Origin of the sequence: Nonomuraea sp. NEAU-A123 (genome assembly GCF_018603905.1) — a bacterium.
Taxonomy (GTDB): domain Bacteria; phylum Actinomycetota; class Actinomycetes; order Streptosporangiales; family Streptosporangiaceae; genus Nonomuraea.
The window spans coordinates 21,978-34,205 of the sequence record NZ_JAHFZZ010000040.1; the positions used below are offsets into that span (position 1 = coordinate 21,978).

At 72.1% G+C, this 12,228-nt stretch carries 12 protein-coding genes; 4 read left to right on the forward strand and 8 right to left on the reverse strand.

What is annotated here, in order from left to right; genetic code table 11:
• Positions 1-4: 4 nt before the first annotated feature.
• Genes KLK06_RS56515 through KLK06_RS56550 form a run of 8 tightly spaced genes read right to left on the reverse strand, consistent with a single transcriptional unit; the run spans position 5 to position 8,840 of the window.
• Positions 5-1,441 (reverse strand): aldehyde dehydrogenase family protein, encoded by a 1,437-nt coding sequence (locus KLK06_RS56515; RefSeq protein ID WP_308168986.1) that lies wholly within the window; start codon positions 1,439-1,441, stop codon positions 5-7.
• Between the two features lies 1 nt (position 1,442).
• Positions 1,443-2,696, reverse strand: a complete 1,254-nt coding sequence (locus KLK06_RS56520) for a P1 family peptidase (protein WP_308168987.1) — start codon at positions 2,694-2,696, stop codon at positions 1,443-1,445.
• Positions 2,697-2,727: 31 nt separating this feature from the next.
• Positions 2,728-3,909 (reverse strand): M20 family metallopeptidase, encoded by a 1,182-nt coding sequence (locus tag KLK06_RS56525; protein ID WP_308168988.1) that lies wholly within the window; start codon positions 3,907-3,909, stop codon positions 2,728-2,730.
• Positions 3,906-4,706, reverse strand: coding sequence for an ATP-binding cassette domain-containing protein (locus tag KLK06_RS56530; protein ID WP_214644177.1), 801 nt, complete (start codon positions 4,704-4,706; stop codon positions 3,906-3,908). The genes KLK06_RS56525 and KLK06_RS56530 overlap by 4 nt, the downstream gene beginning before the upstream one ends.
• Positions 4,675-5,589 (reverse strand): ABC transporter ATP-binding protein, encoded by a 915-nt coding sequence (locus tag KLK06_RS56535; protein ID WP_214644178.1) that lies wholly within the window; start codon positions 5,587-5,589, stop codon positions 4,675-4,677. Before KLK06_RS56535 ends, KLK06_RS56530 begins: the two co-directional genes overlap by 32 nt.
• Positions 5,576-6,409, reverse strand: a complete 834-nt coding sequence (locus KLK06_RS56540) for an ABC transporter permease (protein ID WP_214644179.1) — start codon at positions 6,407-6,409, stop codon at positions 5,576-5,578. Before KLK06_RS56540 ends, KLK06_RS56535 begins: the two co-directional genes overlap by 14 nt.
• Complete coding sequence (locus tag KLK06_RS56545) at positions 6,406-7,344, reverse strand: ABC transporter permease (RefSeq protein ID WP_214644180.1); 939 nt, start codon at positions 7,342-7,344, stop codon at positions 6,406-6,408. Before KLK06_RS56545 ends, KLK06_RS56540 begins: the two co-directional genes overlap by 4 nt.
• A complete protein-coding gene (locus KLK06_RS56550; RefSeq protein ID WP_214644181.1) occupies positions 7,341-8,840 on the reverse strand; it encodes an ABC transporter substrate-binding protein in 1,500 nt (499 codons plus the stop codon). The genes KLK06_RS56545 and KLK06_RS56550 overlap by 4 nt, the downstream gene beginning before the upstream one ends.
• A gap of 87 nt (positions 8,841-8,927) precedes the next feature.
• Here KLK06_RS56550 and KLK06_RS56555 point away from each other — a divergent pair, with 87 nt between their 5' ends.
• Genes KLK06_RS56555 through KLK06_RS56570 form a run of 4 tightly spaced genes read left to right on the forward strand, consistent with a single transcriptional unit; the run spans position 8,928 to position 12,225 of the window.
• Entirely contained in the window at positions 8,928-9,680 is a 753-nt protein-coding gene (locus KLK06_RS56555) for a FadR/GntR family transcriptional regulator (protein ID WP_214644182.1), read from the forward strand.
• 22 nt (positions 9,681-9,702) lie between these two features.
• Positions 9,703-10,674 (forward strand): adenylate/guanylate cyclase domain-containing protein, encoded by a 972-nt coding sequence (locus KLK06_RS56560; RefSeq protein WP_308168990.1) that lies wholly within the window; start codon positions 9,703-9,705, stop codon positions 10,672-10,674.
• A 52-nt stretch (positions 10,675-10,726) separates the two neighbouring features.
• Entirely contained in the window at positions 10,727-11,209 is a 483-nt protein-coding gene (locus tag KLK06_RS56565; protein ID WP_214644183.1) for a SigE family RNA polymerase sigma factor, read from the forward strand.
• Positions 11,206-12,225 carry a hypothetical protein gene (locus tag KLK06_RS56570; protein WP_214644184.1) on the forward strand — a complete coding sequence of 340 codons (1,020 nt, stop codon included), beginning with the start codon at positions 11,206-11,208 and terminating at the stop codon, positions 12,223-12,225. Before KLK06_RS56565 ends, KLK06_RS56570 begins: the two co-directional genes overlap by 4 nt.
• Positions 12,226-12,228: the final 3 nt, after the last annotated feature.

The following is a 12,228-nucleotide window of genomic DNA, read 5'->3' on the forward strand; positions in this document are numbered from 1 at the left end:
ACCGTCAAGGGCGGATGATCGCCATCCGGGTGACGGTGAGCTCCTCGATGGCGAACCTGGGCCCTTCCCGGCCGGCGCCCGAGTCCTTGACGCCGCCATACGGCATGTTGTCCGCCCGGAACCCCGGCACCTCGTTGACCACCACACCCCCGGCCTCGATCCGGTCGATCGCGGCGAAGGCCGTGGCCAGCGAGCGGGTGAACACCGCGGCGTGCAGGCCGTACCTGGAGGCGTTGACGGCGGCGAACGCGGCGTCCATGCCGGGCACCGAGCGTACGCACACCACCGGGCCGAAGATCTCCTCGTCCCAGGCCACGGCCCCGTCGGGCACGTCGGCGAGCACGGTGGGGGCGATGGCCCGCCCGTCGAGTTCGCCGCCGGTGACGAGCGTCGCGCCCGAGTCACGCACCCAGCCGAGCACCCGCTCGGTCGCGGCCGGATCGATCAGCGGCGCGACCCGGGTCCGCGGGTCGCGCGGATCGCCCACCACCACGTCCTTCATCCGCCCGGCCAGCAGCGACAGGAACTCCTCGCGTACCGGCTCCTCCACCAGCACCCGCTGCACCGAGATGCACGCCTGCCCGGAGGCGTAGTAGCCGCCCCGCACCACCGCCGCGGCGGCGGCCTCCAGGTCGGCGTCGGCCGCGACCACGAGCGCGGCGTTCGAGCCCAGCTCCAGCAGCACCTTGGTGGGCGCCGCGCTCTTCGCGATGGCGTGCCCGGCCGCCGCCGAGCCGGTGAACGACACGGCCCCGATCCGCCGGTCCTCGACCAGCGTCCTGCCCACCTCGACGTCGCCGGTGACGAGCTGCACCCCCGCCGGGGGCAGCGCGCCCGACTCGCGGAGCAGGTGGACGAGCCAGAGGGTCGCCAGGGGCGTCGCGGGTGCGGGCTTGACGATCACCGGGCAGCCCGCGGCCACCGCCGGGGCGATCTTGTGCGCGGCCAGCAGCAGCGGGTAGTTGAAGCCGGTGATCCCGACCACGACCCCGATCGGCCGCCGCGTCCAGAACCCGATCAGCCCCTCCCCCGACGGCAGCAGGTCCAGCGGCACGGTCTCACCGTGCAGCCGGGCCACCTCCTCGGCGGCGGTGAGGAGCGTGACGAGCGTCCGCGCCACCTCGACCTGGCAGTCGACCAGCGGTTTGCCGGTCTCGAGTACGAGCAGGCGCTCGAACTCCGCGCGCCGCGCGGCCAGGGCGTCGTGGGCGCCCATGAGCGCGGCGCGGCGGGCGTGCGAGGGGAGCGCGGCCATGCCGGGAGCGGCCTCCAGCGCGGCCTCCACGGCCTGCCGGGCCAGCGCGACAGTGCCGACAGGGGCGGTCGTCACCACCGAGCCGTCGTACGGGAAGATCACGTCGGTGGTGTCGGCGACCTCAACCCACCCGTCACCCACAGGCAGCCCGTCGGGCCAGCCCCCGGACCAGTCCTGAAATGTCACGCTACTTCCCCCAAGCGCTTGGAAACACATCTCGATAGGCGGGCGCGCCGTCGCGGCCGGTGGCGGCGAGCATGGCGTGCGCCACGGCCCGGCTGAACACGTCGGCCCCGGCGGCCAGCACGTCATGGAGCCCAGCGGCCCCGGGCGCGTTCCGCCCGGCGCCTACGGGTGCGGGGGTGTCCCCAGCAGCCCCTTCAGCGGAGGTTCTCCTAGCGGCGCCCTCAGCGGGGGTGCTCCTGGCGGCGCGTTCGAAGGCGGTGGCGCCCGGTTCGGGGCTGCCGGGGGCGGCGGCCCCGGGGAAGGGGAGGGCGCAGGTGGACAGACCGAAGATGGTGTCGCCGTCGACCATGGTGTGGGCGGGTCTGATCGCCCGGGCCAGCCCGTCGTGCGCCACACCGGCCAGCTTGCCGCACTGTGCCTTGGTGAGCGTCAGATCGGTGGCCACCACGCCGATCGTCGTGTTGAACGAGGTCACCGTGGCGCCCTGCCAGGCCGCCACCTCGTCCTCGCGGGGCTCGCGGAGGTGGTCGAACTCGCCGGGCAGCCCGTACCGGGTGCCGGACAGCCGTCCGCCCACCGGGTCGAGCACGGATCCGACGGCGTTGACGACGGCCATCGCGGCCACGGTGACCCCCGAGGGCAGGACGACACTGGCCGTACCGATGCCACCGGCCAGCCCGCCCGCCACAGCGCCGGTACCCGCCCCGACCGACCCACTCGCCCACGGGTCCGGGCCGTCCGACCCGTTCGCCCGCAAGTCCGGGCCGTCCGACCCGGTCCCCCACGGGTCCGAGCCGGCCGACGCGCTCACCCGCAGGTCCGGGCCGTGCGACCGGGCGGCGGCGTCGTACGCCTCGGCGCCCAGCGCGCCGTCCGGGACCGCGCGGAACACGCCGCCGCGGCCCAGGTCGTAGATGACCGCGGCGGGCACGATCGGCACCACGCCGCCCTCCACCGGGAAGCCGATCCCGGCGTCCGCCAGCCGTTCCATGACCCCGCAGGCCGCGCTGAGCCCGTACGCGCTGCCGCCCGTCAGGACGATGGCGTGCACCCGCTCCACCAGGTTGCGCGGGTCGAGGAGCTCGGTCTCCCGGGTGCCCGGCGCGGCTCCCCGCACGTCCACCCCGGCCACCATGCCGCCGGGCGGCGCGAGCACGACGGTGGTCCCCGTGCGGTAGCCACCGCCCACCCGCTGTGCATGCCCCACCCGCAGCCCGGCGACGTCGACCAGCGAGTTCGTCACGCCGGCCGTCACGACGCGGACCAGCTGAGGAAGATCCGGGCCGTCACGACGCCGACCGGGTGAGGAAGAGCCGGGCCGCCTCGGCGAACACGCGGGTGCAGCGGACGATCTCCGCCACCTCGACGTACTCGTCCGACTGGTGCGCGATCCACTTGCCGCCGGGGCCGTACACGACCGACGGGATCCCGCCCCAGTGCGTCAGCACGGTGCCGTCGGTGGACCCGGGCACGCCGCCGTAGACGGGCGCGGAGCCCGTCACGCGCTGGTGCGCGGCGGCGAGCGCGACCACCACGGGGTCGGAGACGGGCACGTCCACCGGTGGCCGATCCACCAGGATCGACACCTCGGCGGAGATCCCGTCGAAGGCGGCCAGCGCGGCCACCCGCTCGGCCACCACCTTGTGCTCCAGGCCGGGGATGGTTCGCACGTCGATGAACACCGACGCCGTCGCCGGGATGACGTTCACCTGCTCCTCGGTCCCGGCTCGCACCACGGTCGGCGTCACGTACACCTCGCCGAGGTGCTCGTGCGCGGGGTGCAGCCCCTGCAGCTCCGATTCCAGCGCCCGCAGCGCCACCAGCAGCGCCCCCACCGCCTGGATGGGGTTGCGGCCGTGCTGCGGCATCGCGCCGTGCGCCATCTTGCCGGTGAAGTCGACCCGCAGCCGCAGCGCGCCCTTGGCGACCGCGCAGATCTCCCCGGCCTCGGGCTCGGCGACGATGGCGCCGTCCACGTCGGCGGCCAGGCCGGAGGCGACGAAGTGGTGGGCGCCGAGCATCAGCCCCTCCTCGTCGGCCAGCGCGCACACCTTGATCCGGCCAGGGAACGGGCCGGCGAGCTGCAGGGCTCGGGTGGCGTAGAGGGTGGCGGCCAGCCCCGACTTCATGTCCGCGCTGCCACGCCCCCACAGCCGCCCGTCGCGGATCTCCCCGCCGAACGGGTCCACGGTCCACGTCGACAGGTCGCCCTCGGTGACCACGTCGGTGTGTCCCTCGAACATCAGCGTCGGCCCGTCGCCCCCGCCGCCCTCGACCACCGCCACCACGTTGGGCCGGCCGGGCGCGGCCTCGTCCACCACCGGCTCCCAGCCCCACTCACGCATCTTGGCCGCGACCAGCTCGGCGGCGGGCCGCTCGGCCCGGCCGCGCGCCGGGTCGTTGGTGCTCGGGATGCGGACCAGCGCCTGGGTGAACTCCACAACTCCCAGTTCGTCGACTTCGATCACAGCAATCCCTCCAATGTCGGTACGGCCTGCAGCAGCGTCCTCGTGTAGGGGTGCTCTGGCGCCGCCCAGACCTCGTCCACGGGCCCGGTCTCCACGATCGAGCCGTTGTTCATGACCGCGACGGTCTCGCAGACATGCCGTACGACGGACAGATCGTGCGAAACGAAGACCAGCGTGAGGCCGAGCTCGTCGACCAGGTCGGCCAGCAGGTTGAGGATCTGGCCGCGGACCGACACGTCGAGGGCGCTGACCGGCTCGTCGGCGACCAGCACCTTGGGCCTGGGCGCGAGCGCGCGGGCGATGGCGATGCGCTGCCGCTGCCCGCCGGAGAACTGGTGCGGGTAGCGGTCGGCGGCCGAGGCGGGCAGGCCGACCTCCTCGAGCAGCTCGGTCACCCGGCCGCCTATCGGCTCGCCGAGCGCGACCAAGGGCTCGGCGACGAGGTCGCGCACCCGCATCCGGGGGTCGAGCGAGCTCATCGGGTCCTGGAAGACGATCTGGAGGCTGTGCCGCAGGAACTTCAGCGCTCGCTCCGGCCGGCCGGTGATCTCCTGGCCGTCGAAGCGGATCGATCCGCTGGTGGGCTGGTCGAGCGCGCACAGCAGGCGCAGCAGCGTCGACTTGCCGGAGCCCGACTCGCCGACGATGCCGAACCGCTCGCCCCGCCGTACGGTGAGCGACACCTCGCGCAGCGCGTGCACGGCCTCGCCCTGCCGGGCGAGCGAGGTGCGGGGACGGCGGTAGACGCGGGTGAGGTCGCGGGCCTCAATCAGCGGGGTGCCAGCATGCGTAGGCATGGCCGTCTCCTGTCAGGGCGGGTTCGGTCTGGCACTTCTCCGAGGCGTACGGGCAGCGGTTCCTGAACACGCACCCGTCGGGGAACCGCCCGGCGGCCGGGACGCTGCCCTTGATGGTGGGCAGCCGGGTGCCGCGCGGCGTCAGCTTGGAGGCGGCCAGCAGGCCCTCGGTGTAGCGGTGGCGGGGCCTGGCGAAGACCTCGCGGATCGGGCCGCTCTCGACGACCCGCCCGCCGTACATGACCAGGACCCGCTCGCACACGGCGGCGACCACCGCGAGGTCGTGGGTGATGAACAGCAGCGCGGGGGCGACCTCGGCGATCAGCTCCAGCATCTGTTTCTGCACGGTGACGTCGAGCGCGGTGGTGGGCTCGTCGCAGATGAGCAGGCCGGGCTCGTTGGCCAGGGCGATGGCGAGCATGACGCGCTGCCGCTGGCCGCCGGAGAGCTGGTGGGGGTAGGAGCGGGCGAGCTGTTCCGGGCGCGGGAGGCGGACCCGGCCGAGGAGTTCGACCGCGCGGGCGCGGGCCTCGGCGCGTGACCTGCCGTGCAGCGTCATGACCTCGGCGACCTGCGCGCCGACGCGCATGAGCGGGTTGAGCGCGGTCATCGGCTCCTGGAAGACCATCGACACCTCCCGCCCGCGCAGGTCCTTGAGCCGCCCTTCCGGCACGCCGACCAGCTCGCGCTCACCCAGCCGGGCCGTGCCCGAGGCCCGCACGCCTTCGGGCAGCAGGCCCATCAGCGACAGCGCGGTCAGCGACTTGCCCGAGCCGGACTCGCCGATCAGGCCGACCCGCTCGCCGGGCGCGATGTCGAAGGACACCTCGCGGACCAGCTCCACCGCGTCGGCGCGGACGGTGAGCCCCTCAACGCTCAGCACGGATCCTCCTGAGCTTGGGGTCGAGATAGTCGCGCAGCCCGTCGCCGAGCAGGTTGAACCCGAGTACGGCCAGCGCGATCGCCAGCCCCGGCCACAGGGCCAGGCGCGGGGTGGAGAAGAGCAGTTCCTGCGACTCCTGCAGCATGCGGCCCCATGACGGGATCGGCGGCCGGGTGCCGAAGCCGAGGAACGACAGCGCGGCCTCGGCCAGGATCGCGATGGCGAACGACACCGACGCCTGCACGATCAGCATCGAGCCGATGTTGGGCAGCACGTGCCGTACGGCTATCGCGGCGCGACGGCGCCCGGCGGCCCTGGCGGCGAGGATGTAGTCGGTCACCATGACCTGCATCGTGGCAGCCCTGGCCACGCGCGCGAAGGCAGGCACGGTGGCCACGCCGATCGCGATCATGGCGGTGAGCGTCCCGGCCCCGTAGACGGCGCCGAGCATGACGGCCAGCAGCAGCGCGGGGAAGGCGAACACGAGGTCGTTGACCCGCATGATCAGCTCCGCCAGCCAGCCGCGCGGCGTCATCCCGGCGATCACGCCGAGGGGTGTGCCGATCAGCGCCGCGATGCCGACGGCGACGATGCCCACGTAGAGCGTGGTGCGGGCGCCGACCATGAGCTGGCTGAAGGTGTCGCGGCCGAACTTGTCGGCGCCGAGGAGGTAGCCGCCACCGGGTTCGCGCAGCTTGTTCGAGGCGTCGACGAGCGTGGGGTCGTGCGGCGTCCACACGAACGACACCAGCGCCGCCAGGACGACGATCCCGACCAGCACGGCTCCGGCGATCAGCCCGGCGTTGACCCGGCCTCTCATCGCAGCCTCGGATCGAGCACGGCGTAGGTCACGTCGACCACGAAGTTGATCAGCAGTACGGCCACCACCAGCACCATCACCACACCTTGGACGAGCAGCAGGTCACGCCCGGCGACGCCGTTCAGCAGCAGGTCGCCCAGCCCCGGGATGACGAACACCCGCTCGACCACGACCGCGCCGACGAGCAGCGTGGCCAGTTGCAGGCCGAGCACGGTGACCACGGGGATGGAGGCGTTGCGCAGGCCGTGCCGCCACAGGGCGCCCATCCGGCCCCGGCCCTTGGCGCGGGCGGTGCGCAGGTAGTCCTCGCGCATCACGTCGAGCACGGCGCTGCGGACGTACCTGGTCAGGACCGCGCCCTGCACCAGGCCGAGCGAGAGCCAGGGCAGCAGCAGGCCGAGCAGCCACGCGCGGGGGTCCTCGGCGATCGGCACGTAGCCGCCCGACGGCAGCGCCTGCGCCTTCACCGCGAAGACGAACACCAGCAGGATGCCGGCCAGGAACGCCGGGATCGCGATGCCGACCTGGCTGGCCGCGCTGATGGTCACGCCGAGGGGGTTGCGGTGGTGGACGGCGGCGAACGTGCCCGCGGGCACCGCGATGAGCAGCGCGATCACCATGCCGCCGAGCACCAGCACCGCCGTCACGCCCAGGCGGTCACCGATCTGCGGGCCGATGGGCGAGCTGGTCACGTAGGAGGTGCCGAAGTCGCCCTGGATCAGCCCGCCGAACCAGTCGGCGAACTGGGACAGCGGCGGCCGGTCGGTGCCGAACCGCTCGCGCAGCGCGGCCACCGCCTCGGGCGTCGCGTTGACGCCCAGCGCGATCTCGGCCGGGTCGCCGGGCAGCAGCGCCATGAAGGCGAAGACGGCCACCCCGGCGACGGCGGTGCTCGCGACGAGCACCGCCAGCCGCTTCAGCAGGTAAAGGATCACTGCTTGGCGAGGGCCGTGAAGTCGAAGGCCTCCGCGATACCGTTCTTCGGCAGCCCCGTGACGCCCTTCTTCGCCACGATCAGGTTGGGGAAGAGGAACAACCAGTCGGCCGCGGCGTCGTCGGACAGCAGCTTGGCGGCCTGCTTGAGGTCGTCGATCTGCTGCTGCTCGGAGCCCTCGTCGGCGGCGGCGAGCAGCTTGCCGTACTCCGGATTGTCGTAACGGAAGTAGTACGACTTGTCCGCAAAAATCCCCATATCGCGGGGCTCGACGTGGTTGATTATGGACATGTCGTAGTCGCCCTGCTTGAACACCACGTCCAGCCACCGCGCCGGGAACTCCAGCGGCTCGATGTCGGCCGTGATGCCCACCTGGGCGAGCTGGGACTTGACCACCTGCGCGCTCGCGACCGCGTAGGGCAGGTTCGGGATGCGCATCTTGACGTTGTACGTCTTGCCGCCGAGCAGTGCCTTGGCCTTGGCCGCGTCAAAGGGGTAGTCGCCGGTGCGGTCCTCGTACCAGGGGTCGGTGGGCGGCACCATCGAGCCGATGAGCTGGCCGCGGCCCGCCCAGGCGGTGTCGAGCAGCGCCTTGTGGTCGATGGCGTACCGGACGGCCTGCCGCACCTTCTTGTCGTTGAACGGCGGGCGGCCGTTGTTCATCGACAGCACCACCTCACCGTTCGTGGTGCCCTCGACCGTCTCGAAGCGGTTGGCGTCGGCGAACTGCTGGAGCGACTCGGGCGCCTGGACGCTGGAGATGACGTCGATGCCGCCGGTCAGCAGCGCGTTGTTCATCGCCGTGGCGTCCTTGAAGTACTTCAGCGTGACGGCCGAGAGCTTCGGCTTGGTGCCCCAGTACTTGGCGTTGGCGCCGAGCTGGATGGAGTCGCCGCGCTTCCACGAGCCGAGCTGGTAAGGGCCGGTGCCGACGGGCTTGTTGGCCAGGTCGGCGACGCCGGTGCGGCTGAACATCGCGCCGAGCCTGGTCGCCATCGAGTAGAGGAAGCCGTTGCTCGGGTGCTTGAGCGTCACGATGACGGTGGACTCGTCCTCCTTCTCGACCTTGTCCACCACGTCGAGCTGCGCCTTGATCTTGAGCTGCCAGTCCTTCTTCACCCGGTCCAGCGAGAAGATCACGTCGTCGGCGGTGAACGGGGCGCCGTTGGTGAAGGTGACGCCCTTACGCAGGGTGAAGGTGTAGGTCTTGCGGTCGGCCGAGACGTCCCACTTCTCGGCGAGCAGCGGCTGGATCTTGCCGTCCTGGTCCAGCTTGACCAGGCCCTCGTAGACGTTGACCAGCAGCGCCTGCGGGATCGCGGCGCCCTCGGTGGAGGTGAAGTCGAGGTTGGCCGGCTCGGCCACGAACCCGACCGCCAGTGACTCGCTCTTGGCGGCCTGCCCGCCGGTGCCGCCGTTCGATCCACCACTGCCGCCGCACGCGGCCGTGGCCAGCAGGAGACCGCCCACGGCGATCCAGGTGCCGATTCGCCTCATGTCTTACAGCCTCCTGGCTAGTGCACTGGTCGGACCAGTAGGCTACGCAGATTGCCAGTCCACGACGGCTCAGGTCAAGGGGGCTTCATGAGTGGTCCACGGTTCGAGCCGGTGCGTACCGTACGTGCCTACGAGCGCATCGTGGAGCAGGTCGAGGAGGCCATCGAGAGCGGCGCGCTGTGTCCTGGCGAGCGACTGCCGAGCGAGCGTGACCTCATGGGCCAGTTCTCGGTGAGCCGCTCGACCGTCCGCGAGGCGCTGCGGGTGCTGCAGGCGCGTGGCCTGGTCAGGTCGCGGCCCGGCGACCCGCACGGCGCCGAGGTGCAGCCCTTCTCGCCCGCCGCATTGCACAAGTCGATGACCACGCTGGCCCGGGTGGACGAGCTGTCACTTGGGGAGCTGGTGCAGTTCCGCATGGTGCTCGACGCCTCGGCCAACCTGCTGGCGGCCCGGCTGCGGACCGACGAGCAACTCGCGGAGATGGACGCCGCCATCGCGGGCATGCGCGCGGCGGCGGAGGTGGGCTACGACGCGTTCAGCGCCGCCGACATCGCCTTCCACGACGCGGTGGCGCGGGCCAGCCGCAACAAGCTCATCCAGATCTGCACGGACGTGGTCCGCTCGATCGTCCTCGGCCTGGTCTCCGGCAAGATCGCCGCCGCCGCCGACCGGGAGGCGCTGATGCGGCAGAGCATCGGGCATCACGAGGAGGTGCTGGCCGCCGTCCGCGCCGGCGACGGCCTGCTGGCCGCCCGGCTGTCCCGGCAGACGATGTACGACTATTACGTGGGATACGTCCCGGTAGACGAGCGGCCCGCGCTGCGCGCACTGCTGGAGTAGCCAGGGGTGTTATGTTGCGGTCGTGGCGCGCGAGGATCCGGACGGGCTGACGGAGGCGTTTCTCCGCGAGCCCCGTCGCTACACCAGCCACCAGGTCGCCGACATGGCCGGCGTCCCTGTTTACCGTGCCCGCAGGTTCTGGCGCGCGCTGGGTTTCGCGAACGTCGCCGACGACGCCGTCGAGTTCACCGACTCCGACGTGGCGGCCCTGCGGACGCTGCTCGGCATGGTGAGCGACGGCGTCTACGACGAGGAGCACGTGCTCCTGATGGCCAGGTCCCTGGGCAGGGCGACGGCCCGGCTCGCCGAGTCGCAGGCCGAGCTGGGCGCCGAGGCGCTCGACCAGGCGGGCGTGCCGCTGAGCGAGCGGCCCAGGGCGTGGCGCAGGCGGGCGGATCGGGTGATGCCCGACCTGGCCCGGCTGCTGGTCTACTCCTGGCGGCGCCAGCTCGCGGCCTCCGCGCACCGGCTGGTCGAGCAGGAGACGAGCGCGGTCCGGCTGGCGGTGGGGTTCGCCGACCTGGTCGGGTTCACCAGGCTGAGCAGGCAGATCAGCGAGACGGAGCTGGCCGGGCTGGTCGACAGGTTCGAGGGCCGCTCGGCCGACGTGGTGACCTCGGGCGGCGGGCGGATCGTCAAGACGCTGGGCGACTCGGTGCTGTTCGTGTCGGGTAAGGCGCACGAGGCGGCGGAGATCGGCCTGCGCCTGATCGAGACCCATGCCAAGGACAAGGGCATGCCGCAGTTGCGCGTGGGCCTGGCCGTGGGGCCGGTGCTCGGGCGGATGGGCGACGTGTTCGGCACCCCCGTCAACCTGGCCAGCAGGCTGACCGCGCTGGCCCATCCGGGAACGATCCTGGCGGGCCCCGAGATGGCCGAGGAGCTGGAGGGCGACCGGGCCTTCGAGCTGCGCCCGGTCGACCGGCTGTCCGTACGGGGGCTGGGCGAGCTGGTCCCGTTCACGCTCATCCGCCACACGGACCGGGCAACCTGACCTCGCACTGGATGCGTCCCTATCGTCGACAGGCGACGACAGGAGACAGTACGTGGCAGACCGGGGGATATTTCAGGACTTCGTGGTCACGCGGTCGGATCGGCTGTTACGCACGGCGTACCTGCTGACCCATGACTGGGCGACCGCGGAGGACCTGCTGCAGGAGTCGCTGGCCAAGGCGTGGTTCGCCTGGCCCGGCGTGGACGAGCCCGAGGCGTACGTGCGCCGGATCCTGGTGACCACCTACACCTCGTGGTGGCGCAGGAGGTGGCGCCGTGAGCTGCCGAGCGACGACCTGCCCGACACTCCGACCAGCGACACGGTCTCCGACGAGCGAGACGCGCTCTGGCGCGCCATCGGCCGGCTGCCGGCCAGGCAGCGGGCGGTGGTCGTGCTGCGCTTCTACGAGGACCTGCCGGTGACGGAGGTGGCCCGCCTGCTGGGCTGCGAGCCCGGCACGGTCAAGAGCCAGAGCGCCAAGGCGCTGGCCAAGCTGCGCGTGGACGAGTCGATCGTGAAGGAGCTGCACCGATGACCCTGCCCGACCTGCGGGATGTCCTGCACGAGCACGGCGACGGCCCCTCCCCCGCCAACCCGGCCCGGCCCGAGCAGGTGCTGGCCCGCATCCGCCGGATCCGCCTGCGCAGGCGCGCGCTGGGCGGCGGCGGGGTGGTCGCGATGGCGGCGGCCGTCGCGCTGGGTCTCTCCCTCCTCTCCGGTACGGCGGAGCCGCGGCTCGAGACCGCTGACGAGCCCACCACTTTCACCGCCCAGCTCGCGGGCCTCCTGCCGGAGCGCTTCACCGCCGCGGACGGTACGAAGTACCGGCGGATCGCCACCACGTCGATCAAGAGAACGGGGCCGACCAAGGTCTCGGTGACGATCCCGTTCTCCGGCAAGCCGCTCGACGTCGGAGCGGTCTGCGCGGGGCCGGACACCAGCGCGCCCAGAGCGTCGATCGGCGCCGACGGGCCCGCGTCGGCCCACTTCGGCGCGTGCTCGAGGCGCATGCAGTTGCGGCCGCTCCAGGTGCCGGCCGCCACGGGCAGCAAAGAGCTCACGGTCACGTTCGACACGACCACGACCGGCTGGGGTTGTGCGGTGCGGGACGGCAAGTGCGTGCCGCAGAAGAAGACCCGCGGCGTCTGGGCACTGGCCGTGTACGAATGGACGCCGCCCGCGCAAGCGGTCAAACCGCCGTCGCTCAAAGAGCTGCCGGACCACGCGGGGAAGGCGCGGCTCGTGGAGAAGAAGACCGGCGTCTGGCCGCAGGACACCTCCGCCACGTTCAAGGTGCGAGGCAAGGTCGGCTTCGACACCTTGTGCACCGGCGCACTGGCCGGGAACCTGTGGTTCAACTTCGAGGTGAACGGCCGCGAGGAAGGCAGCGGGGGCGCCTGCGGCGTATGGGAGGGCGGCGCCTTCCCCTCGGCGGTGAGCGAGTTCTCCTATCCCACGGACAGGACGACCACCGTCAAGGTCAAGTGGACGCTGAGGGGCGGCGGCACCAACCGCCCGGTCCGCTGGTCGGTCGGCCTCTACCGGAAGTAGTCA